Genomic DNA, 26751 nt, shown 5'->3' with positions numbered 1-26751 from the left:
AGATGATGAATAATTTTTGGAATGATCGATATAAATCAGATGAATATTTTTACGGGGAAGAACCTAATACATTTATTAAAGAACAAGCATTTCGTTTAGCAAATCACAATAAAGTAATAGCATTTGCGGAGGGAGAAGGTAGAAATGCTGTATTTCTAGCAAGACAAGGGAACGAAGTAACAGCTATTGATTATTCGAAAGATGGATTAGAAAAGACAAAAAAATTGGCAGAGAAGCATAACGTAAACGTGCATACAAAAAAAGTAGATTTATTAGCTGATAGTTTGCCAGAAAATGAATATGATGCGGCAATTATGGTATTTGGACATTTTCATGATGATTATAAAAAAATGATATTAGATAAAATGATACAAACGATAAAACCTGGTGGATTAATTATGTTTGAAGTTTACTCAAAAAAACAAATAAACTATAGTACTGGTGGACCAAAAGGTGTTGATATGCTGTATGATCCAATTGATATCCTTACTTGGTGTGAAGAACATAAGGTAATTCATTTCTTTAATGGAGAACAAGAGCGAGTTGAAGGGAAAGGGCACACTGGTTTAGCTGATGTTATTCAAGTTGTTATTAGAAAATTAATATAAGTGTTAATGAAAGTTAAATGTATGAATGTAAAAAGACCAGTCGTATAAGACTGGTCTTTCTATTTAGATACTAAATTATCAAGTTTCCAATATGTATTTGTTAACGGCGCAGCTTTGCTATCTATGTATAAATACATATTATTTAAATCTTTTGGTGAAGTTTTCAGTTCAAATACAACGTCAGTAGTTAAAGAGAATTCGTGTGGAACATTTTTATAGTGCTCGTCACCTATCGGATGAGCTTCACCTTCATATTTCTGACCAGTTTTTTCATCTTGTATGAAATATTTTATTTCCGAAAGATCAATAGTTTGTCCATCGTCTCGAACATTATTAATCATAACACGAGTAGTAAGGCGCCGCTCTTCGTCTATTTTTTCAAACTTTGCATTTTCAACTGTCGCTCTATAGTATTCATTTTTAACTATTTCTCCATAGTGCATTGCATTCTTTTCGAGAGCGCTCTTTTCTTGTTTTGGTGTAGTATTGCTATTGCACCCTGTTAATATTCCTGTAAATAATAATGCTGTACATGTCGTTTTGATTAATGATTTCATAGTAATCCCTTTCTGTATTAAAAAGTAAAACATAGGAATAATTTTACATGAATAAGGAAATAAATAGAAGTCTTTTAGTGGAATATGCAAATCTGCATTTATTTTATGTGAAGTTAACAAAATAGAAAAAGAGGAAAACACTGCATAAAGACGGAAGAAAAAGGATTGAAAATATTGTGAAACGGAAGAAACGTGCATATAATTAATATAAAGTTCAAATTTCTGAATCTTCAATAACGGTGGTGATAACATGTTTACTGAAGAACGTCGAGAGAAAATTTTAGAATTACTTAATACAGATGGAAGAGTAATCGCAAAGGATCTTGCGGAAAGATTTGATATGTCTATTGATTCTATAAGAAGAGATTTGTCTATTATGGAGAAGGAAGGTTTATTAAAAAGAACCCATGGGGGTGCAATTGAACTTGCACGATTGAGAAACTTAGCTGTGGAACCAGCTAAACGTTATAGTGATAGCTCAATATATGAGGACACAATCGCAAAAGTTGCGGCATCATATATACAAGAAGGTGATTCAATTTTTATGGGTGGGACTTCCATTCATAATGCTATGCTGAAATATTTACCGGAAGTATCATTTACGATTATTACGAATTCTATAGAAATAGCTGGTCATCTAAGAGAATATAAGAAAATTGATACGTATTTAATTGGAGGAAAAGTAAAACCTTCAGGAAATATTACTGATACACTTGCCTCTGAATTGATAAGTAGATTTTCTATTGATCTTTATTTCTCTACAGGTGGAGGCATTTCATTACAAGGTATTAGTACTGCAACACCTGAAGTTGCTTATTTTAGTAAAAGAGTAAGTGAAATTGCTAGAAGAAATATTTGTTTAGCTCCACATAATAAACTTGGAATAGATTGTTTTATAAGAGGAGAGTCTCTAAAAGAAATTGATCTTATTATAACTGACGAAGAGGCTAGTAAAGAAACTGTTCAGGAGTTTGAGAAACAAGGTAAACAAGTTGTAATAGCGCCATTATAATCATTTGAAAGGAGTTTGACATGATTGTAAAAGAGCAAGAGTTTCATATAAATGGATTAACTTATACAATTCGTTCTGCAGCTGAGAAAGATGCAGAGCAGTTATCGAAAATTAGAGTTCAGATTGATGGAGAAACTGAAAATATGGATAGAGATGCTGGAGAGGGATTTATAGATGATCTAGGATTTCAAAAAATAATAAAAACAGATAGTGAAGAGACTAAGAATCTCTTTTTAGTTATAGAAGTGCACAATCGAATCGTTGGATTTTCAAGATGTGAAGGGTCAAATTTTAAGAGATTATCTCATAAAGTGGAGTTTGGTGTTTGTATTTTAAAAGAGTTTTGGGGATATAGAATGGGTAAGAGTCTATTGCAACAATCTATTAAATGGGCTGATGAAAATGCAGTAAATAAAATATCTTTACAAGTATTAGAGACAAACGAGAAAGCTATTCATTTGTATAAAAAATTAGGTTTTGAAGTAGAAGGCATTTTGAAAAATGACAAAAGACTATCGGATGGAAAGTATTATAATACGGTAGTGATGGGAAGGTTTACTGATACTTTTCATAAAAGAGGGGAAGAGGTATGTTTTACAGAAGGAAGTACTATGTAGTGAAAAATGAATTCATAGAAGTATTTAATGATCATTTCAATAACACGAACTTACCTAATCAGTTAAAGCATGGCTCTAGGCTAATAGGACGCTGGATGAAAGGTAATAAGAATGGTACGTCTGAAGTATTTGCCATATGGGAATATGATAGTTTTGAACGGTATAAAGAAATTGAATCGAAAATTAGAAGTGACGAGATTCATGTAAAAAGAATACATGATTGGTATGAAAAACATGGCGGAAGAGAATATGTTTTACAGAAGTACATAGTAGAGATGAAAAATGAAGAGTTAGTATGTACTGTAAAATAATAGGAGCGAAGACTAATGCAGGTCAGAACGAAATTATATATTAGTTTATCAGCCGCTATTTTATTTGCAATAGCCGTGATTGTTTTCTTTATAAATGGTAATCCACAAAAGTGGTTTTGGTTATGTATTTTCTTTGCGTCCATTATACAAAATATGGTGCTACTAAAAAAGAATAAAGACGAGAATTAATATATTCAAATTATTAATATATTTGTGTCATCTTTCTAGTTGTATTGAAAACGCTTTTATTCAGTTTTATAATAGAAGTATGTTTTATAGATCTCCAAAACAATTAAAAGGGAGATGATACAATGTTAGCTTCACCGTTTTACTTACATACATGGAAAAAGTTTATTGATGAAGGAGTCTTTGATTCGAACCGTATAAACGAAAGAATTTCAGAGTCATGGCATCGATGTAGACAAGCAAATGTGAATCCTTATATGAATAAAGGTCAGAAAATTTTGTCTTCTAATGTTTTTCAAGAACAAAAGAAAAAGAGTGAAATTTTTCTTGATATAGCATTACCTCAAATACAAAATATGAGAAAAACCATTGATGAACTACAAATGATGGCATTATTAATCGATCCAGATGGTTATGTTCTATCGTTAAGTGGAAATAAACAAACGTTAAAGCGAGCGAAACATATTAATTTTATTGAAGGTGTAAAATGGACAGAAGCAGCTGTTGGTACAAATGCAATTGGAACAGCGCTAGAAATTGAAGAAGCTATTATGATAAGTGGTACTGAACATTATTCCGTGGCATCTCATAGCTGGAGTTGTGCGGCTGCTCCTATCCATAATGATGACGGGAAATTAATTGGTGTTCTAGATTTCTCCTGTCCAATTGAATTTTCGCATCCATATATGCTCGGTATGGTAACTTCAATTGCACATGCGATAGAACGTGAATGTAGCATAAGAGTTCATCAAAATGAATTACACTTAATTCATCGTTTTTTGGATGTCATTGATAGTGACGAACAAGTAGTTATTTGTAATCATCGTGATGTTATCGTTTCTGCGAGTAAGAGTGTTCGTGAACGAATAAATAATTGGTCAAGAATGAAGCTTGAAGAGTTAATGCACCATGGATTGGAAACTAAATTAGAGATACCAGTATATAGTAATGAAAGAATGATTGGGAAATGTATGTATTTAAAGAAAAACAAACAAATAAATACATATTCTGCTTTCGCATTTATAAAAGGAATTACTTTTTCAGGAGTTACCGGGACAAGCAAAGCATTTCAACACACACTAGAAGAAATTAAGCTTGTTTCACCGACTGATGCTAGTGTGTATGTATGTGGTGAGACAGGAGTAGGAAAGGAATATGTTGCGAGAGCGATTCATGAAAATAGCCCAAGAAAAGATGGGCCCTTTATAGCTGTTAACTGCGGTTCTCTGCCTAAAGAATTAATGGAAAGTGAATTGTTCGGTTACGTTGAAGGTGCGTTTACAGGTGCGCGACGTCAAGGGTATAAAGGGAAATTTGAACAAGCGCATGGAGGAACATTATTTTTAGATGAAATTGGTGAAGTACCACCAGAGATGCAAGTAGCATTATTGCGTGTTTTACAAGAACGTACAATAACTCCAATAGGAAGTTCAAAAGAGGTACCAGTAAATATTCGTATTATTACTGCCACACATAAAGATTTACTACGGTTAGTAGAAGAAGGGAAATTCCGTCAAGATTTATATTATCGTTTGCACGTTTATCCGTTATATGTTCCATCGTTAATAGAAAGAAAAGAGGATATCTCATATTTTATACAACACTTTTGCGAACGGAAGAATTGGAATGTTGTATTTCCAAAGAGTATTTGCAATCAATTTTTACAACATACATGGCCCGGAAATATTCGAGAACTAGTAAATGTATTAGAACGCATTTACATCTTGTCGCAAGGACGGGAAATATGCGAAAAGCAAGTCGCTTTTTTGCTACAAACAATGATGGGAAATCAACAACAACTTGAGTTACAAGTTGAAAATAAAACAGAACATCCACTAAATTTTCGCGAAAAAATACAGCGTGATAGCATGATTGAAGCATTACAAAAGACAAACGGAAATGTTTCATTAGCTGCAAAACTATTAGATGTACCCCGTAGTACATTTTATAAGCGAATGCAAAAATATAAGTTATAAAGTAGATTTTTGTAATCTACTTTTTCTTTGTGGGCTCATGTTCTGTCGGAATCTGCGCTTACCGGGGAAATAATAGAATTGTTAGAAGGGAAATTTCCTAATGGAGGTTAGTATGTGAAGTATATTGAGATTGGAATCGGGAATAAGTGGTTCGTTCGAACGGAAACTGAAAATAAAGATGGGACTGAATTTGAAGAACGAGGAATTATAAAACCTATTTACTTAGAGTCTGTATACGTACGAATTTGGTTTCGGAAAACGTGTTTTATTTTTGATACGAAAGAGGGTTTTAAGAAAGATAAGAAGAGAAGGATTGAATATAAATTTATTGTTGGAATTGTGAGTAGGGTGACTGAAGAAAAAGTACGCTAATGAAAAGCATGTAAAGTAAAAGTGGTACTCAATCTATTGAGTACCACTTTCAGTAAATGATAGAAATTTGTTTGCAAGTTTTTCTTGCGACATGTTTTTATCCTTTCTATATAGAAGTTTGTATTAAGAATATTATACAATAAATATCAGAAAATACAGTTATTAATAGATTAGGAGAGAATAGTATGTCAATACCACTATATTATAAAAAAATCCGTGAGCAATTAGGGCATGAACTAATATTCATGCCGAGTGTAGCTGCTATTATAAAAAATAAACAGGGGGATATTTTATCTCGCATTAACGGGCAGTAAGACTCCCATCTCAAAATTCAGCGAAAGCAAAGAAGTTAGGTGGGGGATCAACTGCCCGTAAAAGCCCGATTGGTTCAACTAATAATCAGTGGGGGATAATAAAACCCCCACTGATTAAAGTTTCACTTTATTTCAATATCCTGGTGGGGAATACTGGAGTTTGCCAGCTGGAGCAATTGAACTTGGGGAAACTCCAGAAGAAGCAGTAGTTAGGGAAGTTTGGGAAGAAACAGGATTGAAAGTACAAGTAAAAAAACAAAAAGGAGTATTTGGAGGAGAAAAGTACCGCCATACATATTCGAATGGTGATGAAGTAGAATATATTATTGTTGTGTTTGAGTGTGAAGTTAGCGGTGGCGAGTTGAAATCGATAGATGGTGAATCGTTAAAACTAAAATATTTCCCTTTATCTGAAAAGCCCCTTTTAGCATTGCCATACCCAGATAAAATATTTTTATAAATCTAAAATAGCACACCGTATTTATTGCAGGTGTGCTATTTATATAACCCCGTCGTATACATTTCCGTCAATGTATGTACTATCTCTTCTAACTCTAATTTTTTATCATTTTTCACAATCGCCCAAAGAAACATCTCATTCATTGCGAACCAAGCACGTGCTACAATTTCTTTATTTAATTCAGGCTGTGCTAATCCACTTTCTTGAGAGTATGTAATATCCTGCGTAATATTGTTTATGAAGCGTTCCCGTATCTCGTCCCATTTTTTACGTATCTCTTTTGATAATCCGATTGCTTCTTCTACAACTTGTAAAATAGCTCGTTCTTTCTTTGCTAGTTGTAGAAATGCTCTAACTTGATTTCGAATCATTTTATGAGCTTCTTCCTTCGTTTGAGGCAAAAAGGAGCGCTTGGCAATATTATGAAATTGATTCATAACATCTTCCATTAAACTAATTAGGAGATCGTCTTTGTTTTTGAAGTATACATATGCTGTTCCGTAACCGGTTTCTGCATGTTTAATAATTTGTGTAATTGTCGTTTTTTGAAATCCGTTACGTATAAAAATAGTGTAACCAGAGTGTAGTAGTTTCTTCTTCGTTTCTAAGGAGCGGTGTTTTCTTGATGAAAGGGTAGAGTTTTTCAAAGAATCACCTCTTTATACTGAAATATCTGAAAATATAAGTGTATTGTAAAAGAAATTCATATATAAAGTCAACTGACATAATATCATTGACGTCGTATCAATTGAGGTGATATATTTCAATTAGTTAGAATAAAAAGAAAATTAAAAGAAGGTGACACCATGTATAAAGAACCATTTCAACCGAATTATGAATATGCGCTTGAATGTGATAAACATGATGAACTGAAAGATTTTCAAACTGAATTCTATAAAAAAGAAGGTACTATATATTTAGATGGAAACTCATTAGGGCTACTTTCAAAAAGAGCAGAGAAATCATTACTTACGTTGCTAGATTCGTGGAAAGAGTATGGCATTGACGGCTGGACAGAAGGTGAACACCCGTGGTTCTTCCTTTCAGAGAAATTAGGTAAACTTACAGCCCCTCTTATTGGAGCTTTACCGGAGGAAACTATTGTAACCGGTTCTACGACTACAAATATACACCAAGTTATTGCGACGTTTTATGAACCGAAAGGAATACGTACAAAAATACTTGCGGATGAATTAACTTTCCCGTCAGATATTTATGCACTTCAAAGTCAAATACGTTTAAAAGGATTAGACCCAGATGAGCATCTAGTAAGAGTGAAAAGCCGAGATGGTAGAACACTTTCTGAAGAAGATATTATTCATGCGATGGAAGATGATATCGCTTTAATTTTATTACCTTCTGTTTTATATAGAAGTGGTCAAATTCTTGATATGAAACGTTTAACAACGGAAGCACATAAACGAGACATTCATATCGGATTTGATTTATGTCATTCAATAGGATCTATTCCGCATCATTTCAAAGATTGGGATGTTGATTTTGCTGTTTGGTGCAATTATAAATATTTAAATGCAGGACCGGGTGGTGTTGCAGGACTTTATGTAAATAATAAACATTTTAATAGACTGCCAGGATTGTCTGGATGGTTTAGTTCTAAAAAAGATAAGCAGTTTGATATGGAGCATACATTAACAGCCGCTGATTATGCAGGTGCTTATCAAATTGGTACACCTCACGTATTAAGTATAGCACCATTAATTGGTTCTCTTGAAATTTTCAAAGATGCTGGTATTGAACGTTTACGTGAGAAATCTTTACATATTACGAGATACATGCTGAATTTAATTGATCATGAATTAAAAGATTTCGGATTTACAATTGGAAATCCGTTAGAGGATGAAAGTCGAGGCGGGCACATTTATTTAGAGCATGCAGAAGCAGCACGTATATGTAAAGCGCTAAAGGCAAATGGAGTAATTCCAGATTTTAGAGCGCCAAATGGAGTGAGACTTGCGCCGGTCGCTTTATATAACACATACGAAGAAGTGTGGAAATCTGTACAAATATTAAAGGGAATTATGAAAGAAGAAAAGTATAAGCAGTTTGAAAATAAGCGAGAGGTTGTGGCATAAGTATGAAAACATCAGAGTGGATTGATATTTCACAACCGCTAAATAATAATATTGCAACGTGGCCAGGAGACACACCGTTCTCGTATGAAGTTTCATGGTCAAAAGAAGAAAGCGGCTCGGTAAATGTCGGAAAGTTAACGATGAGTATTCATACAGGCACTCATATTGATGCACCATTTCATTTTGATAATGATGGAAAGAAAGTATTGGATTTAGATGTTCAAGTTTATGTTGGCCCAGCACGAATTATTGACGTTTCTAATCTTGAAAGCATCGGGAAAAAGGAATTAGAAAACTTTCATTTAGAAGGTGTAGAACGATTATTATTACGTACATCTTCACATGGAAAAACTGAAGAATTTCCAGATGTGATCCCTCATTTACGTGCAGACATAGCACCTTTTCTATCAGAGAAAGGTATTCGTTTAATCGGAGTAGATGTACCATCAGTTGATCCGTTAGATGATAAAGAATTAGCAGCGCATCATCAATTATTTAAACATGGAATTCATATTTTAGAAAATGTCGTATTAGATCATGTAGCAGACGGTGATTATGAACTTATTGCATTACCACTTGCATTAACTGATGCAGATGGAAGTCCAGTTCGAGCCGTTATTAGACCAATATAAGTAGAATTATATAAAAGGGGCGTTTGGCTAATATGAAAAAAAATGAAAAAGTAATTATGGAAAAAGGGATTCATACGGATTTTAAAGAGAATATGACGTATGGGGAGTATTTACAATTAGATAGTTTACTATCTTCTCAAAAAAGATTATCGGACCATCATGATGAAATGTTATTTATCGTTATCCACCAAGCAAGTGAGCTTTGGATGAAGCTCATTTTACATGAGCTAAATGCGGCGATTGAATCTATTAAACAAGATAAATTACAACCAGCTTTTAAAATGTTAGCACGTGTATCAAAAATTCAGTCTCAAATTATTCAATCTTGGGATATTCTTGCGACATTAACACCATCAGAATATATTGAGTTTCGTGATTCACTCGGTCAAGCTTCAGGTTTTCAATCGTATCAATATCGTATGATTGAGTATGCACTTGGCTATAAAACGCCGCACGCATTAAAAATTTATGAAAAGGATCCAGAATTACATGCACGACTTCATAAAGCGCTACATGCACCAAGTCTATATGATGTCGCGATTCAAGCATTAGTAAAAGAAGGATTCCCTATTCATAAAGATGTGTTAAACCGTGATATTACGCAGCCTTATGAAGAAGATGCAACAGTAGAAGCGGCGTGGTTAGAAGTGTATGTGGATGTGAAAAAATATTGGAATTTATATCAGCTTGCTGAAAAATTGATTGATATTGAAGACTGGCTACAACAATGGCGTTTCCGTCATATGAAAACAGTAGAAAGAATTATTGGACATAAAATGGGAACAGGTGGATCCTCCGGTGTTTCTTATTTAAAACGAGTACTTGATCAAAGATTCTTCCCAGAGCTTTGGAATGTTCGTACGAAATTATAAAAATAAACCTGTCAGTTCATTATGGCTGACAGGTTTATTTTTATTTGAGCACAATTATGTTTAAAATGAAGTAACAAGATATAATAAATGGAGTAACTATTTAAATGGAGGTAAAGTTTTTGGATTTCAAGCAACTAGAAAATAAATTCGAAAAGAAAAAAGTGAATACATTTCTTGTTTATCAAAAAGGGGAATTAACAACTGAGTATTATAAAACACCTGAATGTGCAAATAACTTATATAAAATAAATTCGATTACAAAAAGTATCGTATCTTTATTAATTGGTATTGCAATTGATAAGGGCTATATAAATGATATACATACACCGATTACAGAGTGGATTGAAAATGTACCTGGGGAAAAACATGATTTGACGCTTTATCACTTATTAACAATGACTACTGGTGAGGATTGGAAAGAGTTTGGGAATGGAGTAGTATTCCCAAATGACTTTGTAGAATCAGAGAACTGGGTACAGTACATATTAGAAAAGCCAATAATTGAAAAACCTGCTACAAAAATGAATTATAATTCAGGTTCTTCTCATTTACTGAGCTATATTATTCAAGAAGCTACTGGAATGTCGACAGAGCGGTTTGCAAAGAAATATTTATTTGATCCATTAGAAATTAACGAATACGAATGGCAACAAGATCCGCAGGGTATATATGTTGGCGGCTTCGGTATGAAAATGAAATCTACAGATTTATTAAAATTAGGAAAATTATGTTTACAAAATGGATATTGGAATGGGAAAGAAATTGTATCAGCACAATGGTTAGAAGAGTCAAGCAGGGCGCAATTTGAAACATATGAACATGTCGGTGCATATGGATATCACTGGTGGGTATTACATAACGAAAGATTTCACATACCGTATTGTATATATTTCGCTATGGGATATGGCGGACAATACATCGTTATCATTCCTCAGTTAGAAGTAGTAGCTATTATAAGTAGTCATATGCCAAAGCGTGGGCTCGTTCCATTAAAATTATTTATTGAGCATGTACAGGGAAATTCTAATTATTTATAAGAAAAGGAGGGAATGTATGAGGGGTGAAAAAACTTTATCTTTATTTAGATTATGTTTAAGTCTTCTAGCATGTAGCGCCATTATTACGCAATTCATAATCAGGGCACAAGTGAAACCGTTCAATCCAGTTAACTTTTTTAGTTTCTTTACGATCGAAAGTAACATTTTAGTTGCATGTATTCTCCTTTTAAGCAGTATCGGAACAGCTACATTTGGTCGATCAGAGCAGTTTGGTATACTTCGTGGTGCGGCAACGGTATATATACTTACGACAGGACTAATTTATTTTTTACTATTAAGAGGATTAGAAGAATCACTTCAAACTGCAATACCATGGGTAAATACGGTGCTGCATTATATCATGCCAATTACCATGCTTTTAGATTGGATTTTAAATCCACCAAATAAGAAAATCACCTGGAAAAAAGCTGCAAGTTGGCTCTTATTCCCGTTTTTTTACGTTGTATATAGCTTATTACGTGGTCCAATCGTAAATTGGTATCCATATCCTTTTTTAGATCCGAGAATAGGAGGATATGGTAGAGTCCTTTTATATAGTATAGGGATAGCTGTTGTAATTGGCGCTATTTGTATATTGGTAAGATTTTTAGGGAATCGAAATTTTAGGAAAGAATTTTAGAAATGCAAGAACCCCCACTGTTTCTGTTTTTAACAGTGGGGGTTCACTTTATCTACTCGTCTTCTGAAACGACAACTTTATAAATTTCTCCGTCTTCGTTTCAAATTCTACATCAACAAAAACACCATATTCTTTTCCATCTTCACGTAACCACAATTTAAATTTTTCAACAGTTATTTGAACTGTTTTGGGTTTTCTACCTATATGTAGATAATCAATAATTTCTGCTTTTGGGTATTGTTCTTTCGTCTTTTCTACGGCAAGTTTACCCCATTTGGCATACGGCGGCTGCGCATGAACAATTGATGAGCCTGTATATATATTTGAACATGTTGTTAGGAACAGAATGACGAGTGCGACACGTTTTAACGATTTCTTCATGATGAACTCCTTTTATCCTTTTTTTATATTGTTTACATATTTTTTCAACGATATTAGTTTGGATTTTTTTGTCTTCTTTACATAAAAGCGAGGCTTTTACAAAACATAACCAAGAAATCATTTCTGTAATTAAGGAGGGAAAAGTATGCGCCAAAAAGCTATTTTTAAAATAGCAGTTTTACTTGCGTTCATAGGACTGTCTTTAATGGTCAGTAGTATACAACTAAAGAATGTAGAAGCTTTTTCTAATCAAGTCATTCAAAGAGGAGCATCTGGCGAAGATGTCATTGAACTGCAATCTCGTTTGAAATATAACGGATTTTATACGGGAAAAGTGGATGGTGTTTTCGGATGGGGTACATATTGGGCACTTCGGAATTTTCAAGAGAAATTCGGATTACCCGTTGATGGTTTAGCTGGAGCTAAAACGAAGCAAATGCTCGTGAAGGCAACGAAGTATGACAAGTCCACTGCCAATAAAGGAAATAGTGGTAGTACTGCACAAAAAAATAAACCATCTCAAAATAAAGGGACAAATGTTCCGAATGGTTATTCGCAAAATGACATTCAACTCATGGCAAACGCAGTATACGGGGAATCACGTGGTGAACCGTATTTAGGACAAGTTGCAGTAGCTGCTGTTATTTTAAATCGTGTTACAAGTGCATCATTTCCAAATACCGTTTCAGGAGTAATATTTGAGCCAAGAGCCTTTACGGCAGTTGCGGATGGGCAAATATATTTAACGCCAAATGAAACAGCGAAAAAAGCTGTATTAGATGCGATTAATGGATGGGATCCAACAGGAAATGCTTTATATTATTTCAATCCAGATACTGCGACTAGTAAATGGATTTGGACTCGTCCACAAATTAAAAAAATCGGTAAACATATTTTCTGTAAATAGAGCGGAGGTGGGACAATGTTACGAGGTATTATCATTGTATTATTAACAGTCGGTGTAGTAGGAACAGGATACTGGGGCTATAAAGAGCACCAAGAGAAAAATGCGGTTTTAATTAGAGCGGAAAATAGCTATCAACGTGCATTCCATGATTTAGCATACGAAGTCGATTTATTACACGATAAAATTGGCACAACACTTGCGATGAATTCACGATCATCTTTATCACCTGCATTAGCGGATGTATGGCGTTTAACATCTGAAGCTCGCTCAGATGTAGGGCAACTTCCTTTAACATTAATGCCATTTAATAAAACGGAAGAATTTTTAGCGAATATCGGTGATTTTAGTTACCGTGCAGCCATTCGTGATTTAGAAAAAGAGCCTTTAAATGAGCAAGAATATAAAACGTTGCAAACTTTATATTCAAATGCAGGAAATATACAAGATGAACTAAGAAAAGTACAACATCTTGTTTTGAAAAATAATTTACGCTGGATGGATGTAGAAATGGCACTTGCATCAAATCGCGATCCAGCAGATAACACAATTATTGATGGATTGAAAACTGTAGAGAAAAACGTAACATCATATTCTTCTACAAACTTCGGACCGACCTTTACAAGTGCGCAAAAAAATAAAAAAGGCGGATTTGAAGCGCAAGGAAAGGCAATTTCTAAAGATGAAGCGGCGAAAATTGCAAAATCGTTTTTGAATTTAAAAGGAAATGAAAAAGTAGATGTTGAGAAAAGCGGAAAAGGTGCGAAAGAATCCTTCTATAGTGTGAAAATTAAAGATGAAGCAACGAACAATGAGTTCTATATGGATATTACGGGAAAAGGAGGATATCCAATTTGGGTTATGAATAACCGCGAAATTAAAGAACAGAAAGTTAGTTTAAACGATGCAGGTAGTAAAGGTTTGAAATTTTTAAAGGACCATAAGTTTAATAATATGGAGCTTTATGATAGCTCTCAATATGATAATGTTGGTGTGTTTACGTATGTAGTAAATGAAAATGGAGTACGAATTTATCCAGAAGCAATCCAAATGAAAATTGCTTTAGATGACGGTTCTATCGTAGGGTTCTCCGCAAAAGAATATTTAGCGTCGCATCAAAAACGAACAGTTCCATCGGCAAAGTTAACTGTAGCAGAAGCAAGAAAGAAAATCAATCCGGATGTGAAAGTAATGGAAGAACGTAAAGCTGTAGTAGTCAATGATTTGCATAATGAAGTACTTTGCTATGAATTTGTAGGTACTTTAGGAAAAGATACGTACCAAATATTCATTAATGCTAATAGTGGGGCCGAAGAAAAGGTAAAGAAAATGCAAGCTGTTGAAAAAATTTATGATTAAACCTTAATAGTGAAGTGGTGAAAATAATGAAAACTCTAATATATATATTGATGCTTTGCTTCGTTATAACTGGATGCAGTATTGGAAAAAAAGACAATCCAAACGAAAAGCCGGAACAAAAAAATGTCTCAATGAAAAATGTTAATTATACGAATAAATCAAATAAGCCAAATGAAAAAGCAGCAGATCATTTAGCATCTTTAGCTGCAAGTGTGCCAGGTGTGAATGATGCGACAGCCGTAGTAGTCGGCAAATATGCAATTGTAGGTATAGACGTAAAAGCAAAACTTGATCGAACTCGAGTTGAATCAATTAAATACTCTGTTGCAGAAAGTTTAAAAAATGATCCTGACGGTGCTAATGCAGTCGTTGTAGCAGATGTTGATACGTATGAACGCCTCAAACAAATTGGAAAGCAAATTAAAAAAGGAAAAACAGGTGAAGGTATACTAGATGAATTAGCGGCTATTGTGGGCCGAGTAATGCCACAAGTTCCAAATGATATGATTGAAAATAGAGAAACGAATCCAATTAAAGATAATGATAAACAATTACCAAAAGATGAAAAACAAGAGCTAAGAAAAGAACAGGATGATCAATCAAATAATCATTTGAATAAATGAAATTAGCCTCGTACTTAATTGTACGAGGTTTTTGAATATAATATTAAATATTCAGTTTATTTTTAAGGGAATATATGGTTTAATTATGATGGGAGGGACAACTGTTATGATGAAAAAAAGCGCATGTATATTGTTTAGTTTTTGCTTAGGTTTCAGTATGACAGCGTGTGAACAAAGAAAAGAAGTGAAAAATCAAACAGCAACTTCTTCTACTGTGATGGAAAGGCAACAGAAAGCGTCTATCAATATAAACCATTTCTCGAACATAAATGAAGGAATGACTTATACAGAAGTAAAAGATTTAATTGGTTGTGAAGGGGATTTACTTATAGAAGAAGGGGTAGAGCATTCTACACAAATTAAACAAATTTTTGCTTGGAAAGGAAACGATCCAAATTCATTTGTTGAAATTACCTTTTTAGATGGAAGAGTGCATTCAAAAGTACAGCAAGGTATAAGTTAATAAGCAAAAAATGGGAGAGTTTAGCATGAACATACACACAGGGGAAATTCAATTAGTTCCGTATAAGGAGAAATATAAAGAAGTTATACAAACATTTACTTTACCAAGTGAACAAGTTCAGTTTACATCAGATCCAAGCGCATTACTGGAGAAAGCAAAAAGTGATCGTACAAAAAATGTGATTGTTATTTTAGATTACAATGGGGTACCGGTTGGTCTTTTCGCATTGCAAACGGGAGATAGAGTAAAGGAGTTCACGGATAATGAGGATGCTTTACTTTTAACATCATTTTCTATTAATCACAATAGACAAAGAAAGGGATACGCTAAAAAGTCATTGTTATTATTAGAAGAGTTTGTAAAACGTTATTTTCCAATAAAAAATGAAGTTGTACTTGCTGTGAATGAAAGAAATATTCCTGCACAAAATTTATATGCAAAAGTCGGCTTCCAAGATAAAGGTTTTAGAAGAATGGGACCAATTGGCCAACAAATAATAATGCATTTACCTATAATGAAATAATGAGATAGAAAACTTACTCTTGAATATTCATGTAGTAGGTTTTTTTATTTTAACAATATATAATATATGTATATAAAATGAAACAGAAATGAAGGATATAAAAAATGAATCAAGATAGACAATGGAATATTGTTGGGGGAAGAGTGATTAAAACTGGGATTGCAGTTTTTCTTACAGTGTTAGTTTGTAAATTTTTTAACATCCCAACTATTTTTGCTGTAATAACAGCAATTGTTACAATTGAACCAACTGCAACAGACTCAATAAAAAAAGGGTTTATTCGCTTTCCGGCCTCAACAATTGGATCGGCATATGCCATGACTTTCACATTTTTCCTAGGCCATCAAGCAATTTCTTATGCATTAGCTGCGATGTTTACGATTGTTACATGTCAAAAACTAAGGTTACATGCGGGAACATTAGTCGCGACTTTAACTGCTGTAGCTATGATTCCAATTACGGCAGATCATTATTTTACTGCATTTTTAATTCGTTTAGCTACTACATCTACTGGTATTATAGTATCTACTTTAGTGAATTTTTTCATTTTCCCACCACACTACACGAAAACGATTTTTGGATGTACAGAGGATCTATTTGCTAAAACAGCAAATATTATGGAAGAATGGATTACTGCATTACTTGCAGGAAAAGGTATGAAAAAGGAGACAGCTCAGGATCTATCTAAATTGACTTTATTATTGCATAAGGCGATACAATTTGTTCAATATGAGCAGAAAGATTGGAAATATCATCACCATACAAAGAAGGAAATGAGAAGCTTTTTACTTGTACAAAAGCAATTGCATTTATTACAGCAAATCATTTACCATATAGATAATTTAGCTCGAGTGTCAATTGAGACCTGTGACTGGTCACAAAGTGAAAGGGAAATATTACAACAAACAACTTATTCTATAATTGCTATATTGAGAAACCGTTGTAATGAAATTGATGAGGAACATTTTAAACTTATTGCTGAATTAGACAAGCAATTTTGGAGTTATAAAAATGATTTAAAAGATTATAAACCAGATCATTATCATCACCATTTTTCAAGTGAATCTATTATTTTATTTGAGGTATTATCTATTCATGATATGTTAGAAGAATTAAAACAAATATCCGAGAAATATGAGTGGGAAAATCAATTCAGTTGATAAATTCATTTTATTGTGGGGGAATAATATGACAATTTATGTTGCACTACTAAGAGGAATCAATGTCGGTGGACATAAAGTAATCAAAATGGCTGATTTAAAACGATTGTTTGAATCAATAGAATTAAAACATGTGAAAACATATATACAAAGTGGTAATATCGTGTTCGAATCTGAGGAAGGTATAAACTTTCTAAAGGACCGAATACAATCTGAAATGAAAAATGAATTTGATTTCGATGTTCCAGTCATGCTAAGAACACATGATGAATTTATAAATATTATTAAACAATGTCCGTATGAAGTTCATTCATTGTTAGAAGGAGAAAGTGTTCATGTTGCTTTTTTAGCTAATGTACTTTCTGAAGAAGAGAGTAGTAAATTGCTTACATTTAAAAGTGAACTTGAAGATTGCTATATAGATGAGAAGGTTGCTTATTTGTTTTTCAAAAATAGCATTCGAAATTCTAAATTAATGAACCAGTTTCAGAAGTTACATACACCAGCTACAGTTAGGAATTGGCGGACTGTGAATAAATTAAAAGCAATTGTAGAGAGTATGTAAATATAAAAAGATGAGGTTTTCTACATGTAGAAAACCTCATCTTTTTACTTATATTGTTTTGCAACTATGAGTTCGACAATAGGATAAATAAAGAATGAAGAGCAAATTGCGATGAACAGAGGGAGGTTTTTAACGCCATCTAAATTAGCCCCCATAGAAAATCCTTCGGAGAAGATTAATAAAAGGAACATTATAACTACAAGAACAAAATACGCAATTTTAAAGCTTTTATATGTAATTTGTTGGCCCATTTCATCTTGACTTTCTTCTGATACACCGTGGGGATCTCCCCAAGTAATGTGATTAATTAAATTACTAAGTATTAACGAAATAGCAAAAATCGTACTACCCAAAATAGAACCTTCAGTGATGTATTTATATGTGCCATGTACTATTATTGCAATTAATGCTAAAACAATGATGATAAAAATAGTTTTTTTAGTATTCAATAAATAATTGCCCCCCTCGATTGTAAAAAACTCTTTACAAATATAAGTATAAAATTGGAAAAGTATCATGTCAAATACTTTTTACATAAAATATGTAAGTATGCAATATTTTGGTTTTATGATAAATAAAAAATTACAATACATTTGAATGTAAAAGAATGGGCTCGCATATATTTGGAAGGGATGTCAGATTAATTTAGGGGGTAGTTATGTCTATACTTTTAAAAGCTGGTGCAGATGCAGGAAACAACGGTTTGAAGTTAATGGTGAAAGGGCAAGACCCTATTTTTATTCCGAGTATTTATTCTTTATATATAGGTGAGCCTACAGGACTCTTAGATGAGGTAGATGTTTCATTATCTGAATTAGAAAACCACATTGATGTGACTATAAGTTCGCCATCGTTAATGCTAAATAATGTACGATACATCGTTGGAGAAAAAGTCATTCAAGATCAATTAAAAGGTACTGAGGTAGAGAAGAAATCGAATAAGTCAACGGATGAGTTAATGGTTATTACAATACTATCAGGTTTGGCGGTAAGCGCTATGCGTCAAAGTCCAACTTCTAGCCATATTAATATTCGTTATGATTTATCTGTCGCTCTTCCTATGCAGCTTATTACACAAGAAATAGCTGCTGAAAATGCAAAACGTTATATGGGAAATCATAAGGTTATTTTCCATTATCCGAACGGACGCGATGTGACAATTAATGTTTCAATTGAGTTTTGTAAATGCCTGCCTGAGGGCGCATCTGGGACGTGGGGCATTGTATACGATGAAGAAGGAAATGTTGTGAAACATAAAATAGAATGTGAGCCGAATCAAGTTTCTGAAATTGATTTTGTAGATAAGACTCTACTCTCTTTTGATATTGGTGCAGGGACGACAGAAGAAGTTGTTTCATTAGGGGTAAATTTCCGTCCGCAACTAAGTAAAGGTTTATCTTATGGTGTAAAAGAGACGTTATTACAAATTATCACGAGATGGAACCGAAAGTATCCAACTAAGACGATTGATAGTATTACAGAATTCAATCAAATTTATTTAAATGATAAGCATCCGAGAAATACCTTATTAGTTGAGGAATCACAGCCGGCACTATTAGGTTTAGCAGCTCGTGTTGCAACAGATATTATAAATAAAATTGATGATATGAAAGACGATCCATACGTGTTTATTTATGGCGGTGGTGCAGTAATTATTAAAAACAGTTTAAAAATGATTTTAAAGCAAAAAGGACGACTCAAAAATGTAATCTTTGTAGATAATCCGTTATTTACCAATGCACGAGGATTATTAGTCTATACTTGTTCGCCAAAATATAGAGAGCATAAGCAAAAAGAGTTAGGATTTACAAACTTAACGATAAGTTAGTTGGTGGAAGTATGCGATCTAGGCGATATAAACGTGGTGATCGAGTAAAAATCAATATTCATAAATCGGTATCACCTGAAATGCTTGCGTGGCTGAATAAACAATCAAATCCAACTAATTTCTTCTTTTTTGCTGCGCAGCAACTATTTAAACAAGTAGGAGATATTGACGTTTCTAAAGCTTTACCAAGCAGCCATGTTTTCTCATTATATGTGGAGCCTTCATCCTTATTAAAAGTTGAAGTAAACCCTTTTAAAAACATGACACTAGAAACAAATACATCCACCGAAAATGCAAAAAAAAAATTATGGGAATCTGTTGATCAATTAGATTGTCCATTTTTTTAAACATAGAAAAATATAAGAAGTCCCATCACTATACATACGAATACAGTGATGGGTTTTTGTTTGTAAATAGAAGGGGCACAATATAATTTGTGCCCCTTTTGTTAATTATTTGTTTGTCTAAATTTCAGATGTATGTTTAGAAACAGCAGTAATTATGTTTTCCCAGTCATCTGGATGGTTTTCATGGCCTGCCCCTTTAAGAGTTAATAGTACTGAGTTTGGAATTTCATCAATTAGTGCGAGGCCATGTTCGAATGGGAGTGCTGTATCATCTGTTCCGTGAATAACCAATGTAGGTGCTTGTATGGAGTGAAGTACACCTTCATATGCATCATCACCTTGAAGTAAAGCATGATTAAACATACTTAATAAATTATTTGCGCGTTCTATTTCTTGTTTTACTTGTGTATAAACTCTATTTTCATCAAATATTCGTTCTGATCCACATAATAGACGAGATCCTGAAACTAAATACTCTGCCACATCGTTTTTATTTGTCCAATCTATACTTGTGCCATTTACATGATGTGTTAAAATTCTTTCATCCATTGGAGGTAAATCGCGAGTATTGTCATCAGATCCTATTACACTAGTCGCTAGTAAAGTTAGCGTCAAAATTCTTTCGGGATGTTTTATAGCGGCAATTTGAGCAATCATACCACCTAATGACATACCAAATAGGTGAGCTTTATCAATATGATAAGCATCTAGTACTCCAATTGCATCTTCAGCCATATCTGTTACTGTATAATTGGAAGTTCTAGGTTCGTAGGCAACAGAGCGTCCAACATCACGGTTATCAAAGCGAATAACAAATTTCCCCGTACTAGCCAACAGCTCACAAAACTCTTCGTCCCAATAAACCATGGAACATGTAGCGCCCATAATTAATAAAATAGCAGGGTTCTTAGGGTTCCCAAAGCTTTCTGTACATATATCAATTCCGTTTATTTTAAATATCTTTTCACTCATATAGTTAGCCTCATTTCTTTTGAATTTAATTAATAAAACAGTTTTGGATGATTCTAAGATGTGTGTAAGATTTGTTTTGAAATTCATCCAGTATTAACGAGCAGTAGGAGCCCAATTGGTGAGGGCTGATTAAAGTTTCACTTTATAATGCTTCTTGCATAATTACCCCCAAAAATAATTATATGGTAATTCAAGACAAAAAAATTTGAGAAATAATTGTATGTTATTAAAATAAACAGCAAGGAGGAGAGGAAATGAAAGCAATTGTTATTGATCGATATGGCAGTGTTGAAGAATTGAAAGAAAGACAAGTTTTAAAATCGGTTGTTAAGAATAACGAAAAAGCTCAACAATAAATAATAGCCCATACTACACATTGTCATTTTCGGGTATTATTTATTGTTGGCTATTGTGTTATTACTTCTAACAAATACTGTTTCGTATTGTATCATGTAATTTCTCTAATCCAATTGGCATATCTTTCTCGTTTAACATTGAATAGCTAATTCTTAATTGGTTATCATTTGTTTCGTAGTTTAATAGACAAGCTGTTCCTGGTAAAAAAGAGACATCTACTTCATTTGCTTTTTGTAATAAGGTAAAGGGATCTATCGAATCAGGCAGTTTCACCCATAAATTAAAACCGCCATTTGGTATCTCAAAGTTTAGTCCTTTTAATGGCGATAGTATATCAATTGTTAAATCACGTCTCATTTGTAAAGCTGTACGTAATTTTTCTAAATGATTTTTCATACGTTCCGCACGTAAGAAAGGTAGAAGTGCCTTCTGTGTTAATAAAGGACTACCGATATCCATGGAACCTTTCACTGCATATAGCCATTCAAAAATAGGACCATCGGCAAAAAGTGCTGCGATACGGAGTCCTGGTGCTAACGTTTTACTAAATCCTTTTATATATATCACGTGGCCATCCTTATCAAAACTTTTGATTGGTGGTGGGACTATAGCACCTTCAAAATATATTTCTCCGAAAGAATCATCTTCAATGATAAAAAATTGATATAGCTCCGCTAGTTCTATAAGTTCCATTCTTCGTTCTTTACTCATTACTGTACCTGTCGGGTTCTGGAAGGTGGGATTTGTATACAATAAAACAGGATTTTTACTTTGACAAATATCATCAATTAAGTCGGAGCGAACTCCATGATTATCAAGAGAAATAGGAATGATTTGAACACCTTTATTGATGAAAACGTCAAGCGCAGCACTGTAACATGGACTTTCTACTAATACGATATCTCCAGGTTTTAATAATGTTTGAGCAATTAAATCAATTCCTTGTTGTGCTCCGCTTGTAATTAATAATTGAGATGGGTCCGTCACTAATTTCTGGTGTTCATTTAAGTAATTTGCTATTTCAACTCGCAGTTCATAATCGCCTTGAACTGGCCCATAAGTTGCTAACAACATCGGATTTTTATCTAGCAATTTATGCATTTCGTCTGCCAAAAATGGATTTGGTAACAGACGAGGATACAGAATTGCTTGTGAAAAATCATAATATTTACGGTGCTTATTCATTGCATATTGAGAACGCATAACATTAATAGATCTTGATTGTTGCCATTTATACGGTATCGGTTTGAAATCTTTCTTTACACGTTTATATATGTAAGCACCTTTTCCTTGTTCGATGCGTATATACCCTTTCGTTTCTAACTGTTTATACGCTTTACGAACAGTTAATACATTGATTTGTAAATCTGTGGCCATACAACGTAAAGAAGGAAGGGATTCACCATGTGAAAGCATACCACTTTGTACTCTTTCAACAATTTGCATATATATTTGCTTGTAATACGGTATGTTTGATTCTTTACGCAATACAATCTTCATAGTTTCACCTATTTTTCTTTTTAATTTAATTAAAGCGAAAAATATATAGGGAATCAACTACAACTTGAAGTAACTGTTATATGTATTGATACACTGTTATACACCATACCCTCTATACTCATTTTAAGAGTAAAAAGGAGGAAGAAAAATGGTCATTTTTAATTACATTTTAGTATGTATTATTTTCGGGACAACATTTTTAACAATAAAAATTGGAATTGAAGCAGGGGCGCCACCGTTGTTTTCAGCAGGAATTCGATTCTTTTTAGCGGGCATAATCCTTATGATTATTTTTAAACTAAAGCGAAAAGAAATTATGCCACATATATTTTCAAAACGTATTATGTATGCTGGATTTTGTTTAACATTTATGACATTCGCAAGTTTATATTGGTCAGAACAATATATTTCTTCGGGATTAGCTGCTGTTCTTTCTGCTACGGGACCAATGATGATTTTATTAATACAAGCAAAGAGGAATAGGGAGAAATTACAAAAGGAACAACTCGTTGCCTTAGTTATTGCACTAATAGGTGTTATATTTGTTTCTTTACCAGGAATGCATCAACAAGTAAGTTTCATATGGAGTATTGCTTGTATTGTTTTAGTTATAGGAGAGTTATTTTACGGAATAGGCTCTATTCGTTCGAAAGAAATACTTTCAGATTTATCAAATGTATCACCATTTCTTATTAACGGAATTCAAATGTTTTATGGAGGGATTTTACTATTAATCGCATCTATTATTGTAGAACAACCAAATGTAACTGTATTAACTTCATGGAGTGTACAATGGCCTATTTTATATCTCATATTTATCGGATCGATCGGTGGACACGGATTATATTACTGGCTCTTATCAAAAACAAACCCAGTATTTCCATCGACGTGGTTATATGTATCACCATTAATAGCAATTATCGTAGGTTATATCGTATTAGGAGAACCCTTAAATCCTACAATGGGAATGGGAGCTTGTCTTATATTGATTGGTGTATTTTTGGCCAATCGTTCAACACTACGGACTTATTTCAAAAAAGGGCGGTTATTAGAGAAGGAGATGTAGTTTAATAAAGCAACAGCCCTGTATATTACAGGACTGATAAAATCAAAAACACAGTTGGAAAAATAACCAACTGTGTTTTTGATAATTAATTCACTTTTTTAATAAAGCCTTTATAATGACGTTTTACAAGCTGGCTTTCTAACGTCTTCATAGTTTCTAGTGCTACACCGACAATGATAAGTAAGCTTGTACCACCAATTTGGGCAGAAGGTGGTAACGTAGCAATTTTCGTGAATACGAGCGGTAATATAGAAATTGCACCTAAGAAAATTGCACCAATAAATGTTAAACGGTATAAAATTTTAGTTACATATTGTTCAGTTGCTTTACCAGGACGAATACCAGGAACATATCCATTTTGCTTTTTCAAATTCTCAGCCATTTGTTCAGGATTTACTTGAATAAATGCGTAGAAGTATGTGAAAGCAACGATAAGACCGACATAAAGTGTCATTCCAATTGGATGTGCGAAATCAAGATTTGCAACTAACCATTTTGATATGATTGAATCAGGGAAGAGCTGCGCAATTGTACGCGGCGTCATTAAAAATGCAGAAGCAAAGATAACTGGTATAACACCAGCACTATTTACTTTAAGAGGTAAATGAGTGTTTTTTGCTCCTTGATATTGATTGTTTCCTGAAACAGCTTTTGCATATTGTATCGGTATTTTACGTACAGCTTGTTGAATGTAAATAACGCCAACAACTATCGCTAAAATTACGAGTCCGATTAAAACAATTTTTATTATGTGCATGAATAGCTGATCGCCAGCATTTTGGAATTGTTGTAAATAAATTTGATTTGCAACATTTGGAATCGCGGCAACGAGACCTGCGAAGATAATCATCGAAATACCATTACCAACTCCGTTAGCGGTAATTTGTTCGCCTAACCAAAGTAAAAATGCAGTACCTGCAGTTAAAACTGTCGCAATAAATAAGTATGTAGTCCAGCTTTGATCTGTTATTAATTGTCCACCTGCTATATTATTAAAGCCATAAGACATTCCGATGGCCTGTATGAATGCGAGAATGATTGTAAAGTATCGAGTGAATTGAGCTGATTTCTTACGGCCCATTTCTCCTTGCTTTGCCCATTCCGAAAACTTAGGTATAACATCCATTTGTAGTAATTGTACTATGATGGAAGCTGTAATATATGGTGTAATACCTACAGCAAAGATTGAGAAATGTTGCAATGCTCCTCCACCAAATACGTTTAACATACCTAGAACGTTAGCTTGATCTTGTACTTTTAATACCTCTGCGTTAGTATGAGGAACTGGAATAAACGTGCCAATTCGAAAAACGATTAACATCGCTAGTGTAAAAAGGATTTTCCTTCTTATCTCAGCTACTCTCATGAAATTTGAAATCGTACGAAACATTATGTCGCCTCCTATATTTTTATCAGTAAAAACTGATTATTATACCCTATGAAGTAACCACAAACCTCCTTCCGCACTAAATTCATTTGACAAATGGATTTTCATACACTTTGTAGTTTTCACGGATATAAAAATATAAGGTGTTATATAAGCGACCTATACACTTTTCGTAATCATTCAATACCCATAATATATCGAATAAATTCACAAATGTACATACATACGCATGAAAAATGAATAAATAGGGTCATTTTTTACATTTATTTAATGATAAATTGATAGGACATTATTATTCACGATTGTTATACATGTTATAAAAATAAAGGCGAGCCATTATGATTTATAACTAATATTCATTCAAATGTGTCAGCTAATAGTGTCTCCCAATCTTTAAAGGATAATTTATCATTTATATGTTTTAGTGCGTTAGGTACAAAAATATGACAAATAAGTTCTAAGCTATTACCATCTGGATCAATAAAATAAACAGATGCATTACCTTGATGTGGACGGACAAATGGTTCAATAGATTCATTACTCCCAAACGGAACAGCTTTAATTTGAAGTGAGTGTAACCAATATAATGATTCTTTTAAATCCTCATATGAAACTCTAAATGCAATATGACGTAAAGAAGGATGATATTTTGTTTCGTATTCAGAGCCCGCCCATAATCCTAGCCAACTTTTCCCATCCTCAATCCAAAAGAATGCTGTTGATTCATCGCTCCAGGCTAACTTCAACCCTAGTTTTTCATAAAATCTGATAGATTGTTGTAAATTACTCACTGGTAAATGCGCTTCGTATATTCCTTTAATCAATTAAAATCCTCCACCTTTTTATTTTCTTACAATTAATATATCGATTTAAAAAGAATGTAAAATCAAATAAAAGTATGAAAGTACATACTACTTTAGTAGTAGTAATAGTAATCAATTATATTTCAATTAAAATTCATCTCCCGCTGATTAAAGTTTCACTTTATATGATTAGAGAATTCTTTTAATTTAAGAAGGAATAAATGTTAAAAAAAGCTAATTAAACAGTGTACATATTTATAGGGGAGAAGATATAAATGAAAGTTGTTATAAAAAAATTACCACCATTAGAAGTAGCGTATATAAGACGAACTGGTAGCTACTTTGAACCGCAAGATCACTGGGGGAAGTTACTGAACTGGTCAATTGAAAATAAACTGTATCCACCAGAGCAATCATTTATCGGAATATCATTAGATAATCCTGAACTTGTTGCAAGTCATAAGTGCCGGCATGATGCATGTGTTACGATTCCTGAAAACTTCGATAAAGAAAAGTATCATGATGTGCAATTTAAAAGATTAGATGGAGGTACATATGGTCTATACCAGTTCTATGATGAACCTCATAAATTAAGTGAAGCGTATCAATACATGTATGCAGAGTGGCTACTAAATAGTGAGTATGGTGCAGATTATGATAGAGATAATTTAGAGTTTTGCTTAAATAATGTTGCTGAAGATCTAGAAGGAAAGTTAAAAGTTGATTTATTTGTGGCTTTAAAATGAAATTGGAATAGTAGTGAAAGAAAATCTGTTTTCGAAGATAATATTTTTAGCGTAGAAATTTAAGTATGTAGGTTGCAATG

31 protein-coding genes and 2 pseudogenes are annotated in these 26751 nt (G+C 33.3%); 25 read left to right on the top strand and 8 right to left on the bottom strand.

Translation table 11 applies throughout. From position 1 onward, the window contains the following. The first annotated feature begins 2 nt into the window (after positions 1-2). Entirely contained in the window at positions 3-608 is a 606-nt protein-coding gene (locus tag CN409_RS07925) for a class I SAM-dependent methyltransferase (RefSeq protein WP_141527696.1), read from the top strand. A gap of 59 nt (positions 609-667) precedes the next feature. Here CN409_RS07925 and CN409_RS07920 read toward each other — a convergent pair whose 3' ends face one another. Then, positions 668-1165, bottom strand: a complete 498-nt coding sequence (locus tag CN409_RS07920; protein WP_000838461.1) for a hypothetical protein — start codon at positions 1163-1165, stop codon at positions 668-670. Positions 1166-1415: 250 nt separating this feature from the next. Here CN409_RS07920 and CN409_RS07915 point away from each other — a divergent pair, with 250 nt between their 5' ends. The 8 genes and pseudogenes from CN409_RS07915 to CN409_RS07875 form a co-directional block, all read left to right on the top strand. Continuing rightward, the gene (locus CN409_RS07915) at positions 1416-2177 is read left to right on the top strand and encodes a DeoR/GlpR family DNA-binding transcription regulator (RefSeq protein WP_086390574.1); all 762 of its coding nucleotides are present in this window, start codon (positions 1416-1418) and stop codon (positions 2175-2177) included. Between the two features lie 20 nt (positions 2178-2197). Then, positions 2198-2794, top strand: a complete 597-nt coding sequence (locus CN409_RS07910) for a GNAT family N-acetyltransferase (protein WP_086390573.1) — start codon at positions 2198-2200, stop codon at positions 2792-2794. Continuing rightward, entirely contained in the window at positions 2767-3105 is a 339-nt protein-coding gene (locus tag CN409_RS07905; RefSeq protein WP_000499995.1) for an NIPSNAP family protein, read from the top strand. The genes CN409_RS07910 and CN409_RS07905 overlap by 28 nt, the downstream gene beginning before the upstream one ends. 15 nt (positions 3106-3120) lie before the next feature. Further along, complete coding sequence (locus CN409_RS31725) at positions 3121-3294, top strand: hypothetical protein (RefSeq protein WP_016098613.1); 174 nt, start codon at positions 3121-3123, stop codon at positions 3292-3294. 122 nt (positions 3295-3416) lie between these two features. After that, positions 3417-5267, top strand: a complete 1851-nt coding sequence (locus CN409_RS07895) for a sigma-54-dependent Fis family transcriptional regulator (protein WP_086390572.1) — start codon at positions 3417-3419, stop codon at positions 5265-5267. Between the two features lie 114 nt (positions 5268-5381). Next, a complete protein-coding gene (locus CN409_RS07890; RefSeq protein ID WP_000873836.1) occupies positions 5382-5639 on the top strand; it encodes a DUF3977 family protein in 258 nt (85 codons plus the stop codon). 185 nt (positions 5640-5824) lie between these two features. Then, a pseudogene (locus CN409_RS07885) lies at positions 5825-5929 on the top strand (phosphohydrolase); the annotation flags it as partial. Positions 5930-6080: 151 nt separating this feature from the next. Continuing rightward, a pseudogene (locus CN409_RS07875) lies at positions 6081-6413 on the top strand (NUDIX domain-containing protein); the annotation flags it as partial. Positions 6414-6448: 35 nt separating this feature from the next. On the opposite strand, the gene CN409_RS07870 reads toward CN409_RS07875, so the two are convergent. Further along, on the bottom strand, positions 6449-7060 hold the full coding sequence (locus CN409_RS07870; protein WP_000798548.1) for a TetR/AcrR family transcriptional regulator: 612 nt from the start codon (positions 7058-7060) through the stop codon (positions 6449-6451). Between the two features lie 159 nt (positions 7061-7219). On the opposite strand from CN409_RS07870, the gene kynU reads away from it, so the two are divergent. From kynU to CN409_RS07845, 5 genes are all read left to right on the top strand, one after another. After that, a complete protein-coding gene (gene kynU / locus CN409_RS07865; RefSeq protein ID WP_097981611.1) occupies positions 7220-8506 on the top strand; it encodes a kynureninase in 1287 nt (428 codons plus the stop codon). 2 nt (positions 8507-8508) lie between these two features. Then, positions 8509-9138, top strand: coding sequence for an arylformamidase (gene kynB, locus CN409_RS07860; protein WP_086390569.1), 630 nt, complete (start codon positions 8509-8511; stop codon positions 9136-9138). Positions 9139-9170: 32 nt separating this feature from the next. Continuing rightward, complete coding sequence (gene kynA, locus CN409_RS07855) at positions 9171-10010, top strand: tryptophan 2,3-dioxygenase (protein ID WP_097981609.1); 840 nt, start codon at positions 9171-9173, stop codon at positions 10008-10010. A gap of 119 nt (positions 10011-10129) precedes the next feature. After that, positions 10130-11047 carry a serine hydrolase domain-containing protein gene (locus tag CN409_RS07850; protein ID WP_000346246.1) on the top strand — a complete coding sequence of 306 codons (918 nt, stop codon included), beginning with the start codon at positions 10130-10132 and terminating at the stop codon, positions 11045-11047. A 16-nt stretch (positions 11048-11063) separates the two neighbouring features. Then, a complete protein-coding gene (locus CN409_RS07845) occupies positions 11064-11687 on the top strand; it encodes a Pr6Pr family membrane protein (protein ID WP_001213866.1) in 624 nt (207 codons plus the stop codon). A 48-nt stretch (positions 11688-11735) separates the two neighbouring features. On the opposite strand, the gene CN409_RS07840 is transcribed toward CN409_RS07845, so the two are convergent. Then, complete coding sequence (locus CN409_RS07840; RefSeq protein ID WP_000749154.1) at positions 11736-12068, bottom strand: DUF3889 domain-containing protein; 333 nt, start codon at positions 12066-12068, stop codon at positions 11736-11738. A gap of 145 nt (positions 12069-12213) precedes the next feature. On the opposite strand from CN409_RS07840, the gene sleB reads away from it, so the two are divergent. The 7 genes from sleB (at position 12214) to CN409_RS07805 (ending at position 17665) form a co-directional block, all read left to right on the top strand. Beyond that, entirely contained in the window at positions 12214-12975 is a 762-nt protein-coding gene (gene sleB / locus CN409_RS07835) for a spore cortex-lytic enzyme (RefSeq protein ID WP_001249046.1), read from the top strand. Positions 12976-12990: 15 nt separating this feature from the next. Then, positions 12991-14331 (top strand): germination protein YpeB, encoded by a 1341-nt coding sequence (ypeB, locus tag CN409_RS07830; protein WP_000943737.1) that lies wholly within the window; start codon positions 12991-12993, stop codon positions 14329-14331. 26 nt (positions 14332-14357) lie between these two features. Continuing rightward, positions 14358-14954, top strand: a complete 597-nt coding sequence (locus CN409_RS07825; RefSeq protein WP_000854056.1) for a YhcN/YlaJ family sporulation lipoprotein — start codon at positions 14358-14360, stop codon at positions 14952-14954. Positions 14955-15060: 106 nt separating this feature from the next. Beyond that, a complete protein-coding gene (locus CN409_RS07820) occupies positions 15061-15417 on the top strand; it encodes a hypothetical protein (protein ID WP_000976437.1) in 357 nt (118 codons plus the stop codon). A 10-nt stretch (positions 15418-15427) separates the two neighbouring features. Continuing rightward, positions 15428-15940: a GNAT family N-acetyltransferase gene (locus CN409_RS07815; protein WP_003278429.1), complete on the top strand. Its 513-nt coding sequence runs from the start codon at positions 15428-15430 to the stop codon at positions 15938-15940. A 104-nt stretch (positions 15941-16044) separates the two neighbouring features. After that, positions 16045-17100: an aromatic acid exporter family protein gene (locus tag CN409_RS07810; RefSeq protein WP_001070855.1), complete on the top strand. Its 1056-nt coding sequence runs from the start codon at positions 16045-16047 to the stop codon at positions 17098-17100. 28 nt (positions 17101-17128) lie between these two features. Then, positions 17129-17665 (top strand): DUF1697 domain-containing protein, encoded by a 537-nt coding sequence (locus CN409_RS07805; RefSeq protein WP_000158573.1) that lies wholly within the window; start codon positions 17129-17131, stop codon positions 17663-17665. 44 nt (positions 17666-17709) lie between these two features. On the opposite strand, the gene CN409_RS07800 is transcribed toward CN409_RS07805, so the two are convergent. Next, complete coding sequence (locus CN409_RS07800) at positions 17710-18114, bottom strand: hypothetical protein (protein ID WP_001093136.1); 405 nt, start codon at positions 18112-18114, stop codon at positions 17710-17712. 209 nt (positions 18115-18323) lie between these two features. Here CN409_RS07800 and CN409_RS07795 point away from each other — a divergent pair, with 209 nt between their 5' ends. Together CN409_RS07795 and CN409_RS07790 are read left to right on the top strand one after the other, a co-directional pair. Beyond that, positions 18324-19493: a ParM/StbA family protein gene (locus CN409_RS07795; protein WP_000025620.1), complete on the top strand. Its 1170-nt coding sequence runs from the start codon at positions 18324-18326 to the stop codon at positions 19491-19493. A gap of 11 nt (positions 19494-19504) precedes the next feature. After that, entirely contained in the window at positions 19505-19840 is a 336-nt protein-coding gene (locus CN409_RS07790) for a hypothetical protein (RefSeq protein WP_001257762.1), read from the top strand. 117 nt (positions 19841-19957) lie between these two features. Here the strand turns inward: CN409_RS07790 and mleBCA are convergent, their stop codons facing one another. Next, positions 19958-20812 (bottom strand): BCA family alpha/beta fold macrolide esterase, encoded by an 855-nt coding sequence (gene mleBCA / locus CN409_RS07785; RefSeq protein WP_001290768.1) that lies wholly within the window; start codon positions 20810-20812, stop codon positions 19958-19960. A gap of 423 nt (positions 20813-21235) precedes the next feature. Further along, positions 21236-22669 (bottom strand): MocR-like pyridoxine biosynthesis transcription factor PdxR, encoded by a 1434-nt coding sequence (gene pdxR, locus CN409_RS07780; RefSeq protein WP_086390566.1) that lies wholly within the window; start codon positions 22667-22669, stop codon positions 21236-21238. Between the two features lie 148 nt (positions 22670-22817). On the opposite strand from pdxR, the gene CN409_RS07775 reads away from it, so the two are divergent. Next, a complete protein-coding gene (locus CN409_RS07775) occupies positions 22818-23735 on the top strand; it encodes a DMT family transporter (protein ID WP_000234339.1) in 918 nt (305 codons plus the stop codon). Between the two features lie 85 nt (positions 23736-23820). Here the strand turns inward: CN409_RS07775 and secY are convergent, their stop codons facing one another. Both secY and CN409_RS07765 read right to left on the bottom strand, forming a co-directional pair. After that, positions 23821-25125 (bottom strand): preprotein translocase subunit SecY, encoded by a 1305-nt coding sequence (secY, locus tag CN409_RS07770; protein ID WP_017763236.1) that lies wholly within the window; start codon positions 25123-25125, stop codon positions 23821-23823. 353 nt (positions 25126-25478) lie between these two features. Further along, positions 25479-25946 carry a VOC family protein gene (locus CN409_RS07765; protein ID WP_000589643.1) on the bottom strand — a complete coding sequence of 156 codons (468 nt, stop codon included), beginning with the start codon at positions 25944-25946 and terminating at the stop codon, positions 25479-25481. A 254-nt stretch (positions 25947-26200) separates the two neighbouring features. Here CN409_RS07765 and CN409_RS07755 point away from each other — a divergent pair, with 254 nt between their 5' ends. Beyond that, entirely contained in the window at positions 26201-26671 is a 471-nt protein-coding gene (locus tag CN409_RS07755) for an AraC family transcriptional regulator (protein ID WP_017763235.1), read from the top strand. The last annotated feature ends 80 nt before the right edge of the window (positions 26672-26751 follow it).

Origin of the sequence: Bacillus sp. AFS012607 (assembly GCF_002558005.1) — a bacterium.
Taxonomy (GTDB): Bacteria; Bacillota; Bacilli; order Bacillales; family Bacillaceae_G; genus Bacillus_A; species Bacillus_A thuringiensis_S.
This window is presented reverse-complemented; position numbering and strand designations above follow the sequence as displayed.

What these genes read in the sequence shown, in the direction of transcription:
- secY (WP_017763236.1), bottom strand. Translation starts at nt 25,125, where the DNA reads ATGTTTCGTACGATTTCAAATTTCATGAGAGTAGCTGAGATAAGAAGG.
- sleB (WP_001249046.1), top strand. Translation starts at nt 12,214, where the DNA reads ATGCGCCAAAAAGCTATTTTTAAAATAGCAGTTTTACTTGCGTTCATA.
- CN409_RS07820 (WP_000976437.1), top strand. Translation starts at nt 15,061, where the DNA reads ATGATGAAAAAAAGCGCATGTATATTGTTTAGTTTTTGCTTAGGTTTC.
- CN409_RS07810 (WP_001070855.1), top strand. Translation starts at nt 16,045, where the DNA reads ATGAATCAAGATAGACAATGGAATATTGTTGGGGGAAGAGTGATTAAA.
- CN409_RS07920 (WP_000838461.1), bottom strand. Translation starts at nt 1,165, where the DNA reads ATGAAATCATTAATCAAAACGACATGTACAGCATTATTATTTACAGGA.
- mleBCA (WP_001290768.1), bottom strand. Translation starts at nt 20,812, where the DNA reads ATGAGTGAAAAGATATTTAAAATAAACGGAATTGATATATGTACAGAA.
- CN409_RS07905 (WP_000499995.1), top strand. Translation starts at nt 2,767, where the DNA reads ATGTTTTACAGAAGGAAGTACTATGTAGTGAAAAATGAATTCATAGAA.
- CN409_RS07840 (WP_000749154.1), bottom strand. Translation starts at nt 12,068, where the DNA reads ATGAAGAAATCGTTAAAACGTGTCGCACTCGTCATTCTGTTCCTAACA.
- CN409_RS07895 (WP_086390572.1), top strand. Translation starts at nt 3,417, where the DNA reads ATGTTAGCTTCACCGTTTTACTTACATACATGGAAAAAGTTTATTGAT.
- CN409_RS07845 (WP_001213866.1), top strand. Translation starts at nt 11,064, where the DNA reads ATGAGGGGTGAAAAAACTTTATCTTTATTTAGATTATGTTTAAGTCTT.
- pdxR (WP_086390566.1), bottom strand. Translation starts at nt 22,669, where the DNA reads ATGAAGATTGTATTGCGTAAAGAATCAAACATACCGTATTACAAGCAA.
- CN409_RS07795 (WP_000025620.1), top strand. Translation starts at nt 18,324, where the DNA reads ATGTCTATACTTTTAAAAGCTGGTGCAGATGCAGGAAACAACGGTTTG.
- CN409_RS07805 (WP_000158573.1), top strand. Translation starts at nt 17,129, where the DNA reads ATGACAATTTATGTTGCACTACTAAGAGGAATCAATGTCGGTGGACAT.
- CN409_RS07755 (WP_017763235.1), top strand. Translation starts at nt 26,201, where the DNA reads ATGAAAGTTGTTATAAAAAAATTACCACCATTAGAAGTAGCGTATATA.
- CN409_RS07825 (WP_000854056.1), top strand. Translation starts at nt 14,358, where the DNA reads ATGAAAACTCTAATATATATATTGATGCTTTGCTTCGTTATAACTGGA.
- CN409_RS31725 (WP_016098613.1), top strand. Translation starts at nt 3,121, where the DNA reads ATGCAGGTCAGAACGAAATTATATATTAGTTTATCAGCCGCTATTTTA.
- CN409_RS07915 (WP_086390574.1), top strand. Translation starts at nt 1,416, where the DNA reads ATGTTTACTGAAGAACGTCGAGAGAAAATTTTAGAATTACTTAATACA.
- CN409_RS07925 (WP_141527696.1), top strand. Translation starts at nt 3, where the DNA reads ATGATGAATAATTTTTGGAATGATCGATATAAATCAGATGAATATTTT.
- kynB (WP_086390569.1), top strand. Translation starts at nt 8,509, where the DNA reads ATGAAAACATCAGAGTGGATTGATATTTCACAACCGCTAAATAATAAT.
- kynA (WP_097981609.1), top strand. Translation starts at nt 9,171, where the DNA reads ATGAAAAAAAATGAAAAAGTAATTATGGAAAAAGGGATTCATACGGAT.
- CN409_RS07775 (WP_000234339.1), top strand. Translation starts at nt 22,818, where the DNA reads ATGGTCATTTTTAATTACATTTTAGTATGTATTATTTTCGGGACAACA.
- CN409_RS07815 (WP_003278429.1), top strand. Translation starts at nt 15,428, where the DNA reads ATGGGAGAGTTTAGCATGAACATACACACAGGGGAAATTCAATTAGTT.
- CN409_RS07910 (WP_086390573.1), top strand. Translation starts at nt 2,198, where the DNA reads ATGATTGTAAAAGAGCAAGAGTTTCATATAAATGGATTAACTTATACA.
- CN409_RS07790 (WP_001257762.1), top strand. Translation starts at nt 19,505, where the DNA reads ATGCGATCTAGGCGATATAAACGTGGTGATCGAGTAAAAATCAATATT.
- ypeB (WP_000943737.1), top strand. Translation starts at nt 12,991, where the DNA reads ATGTTACGAGGTATTATCATTGTATTATTAACAGTCGGTGTAGTAGGA.
- kynU (WP_097981611.1), top strand. Translation starts at nt 7,220, where the DNA reads ATGTATAAAGAACCATTTCAACCGAATTATGAATATGCGCTTGAATGT.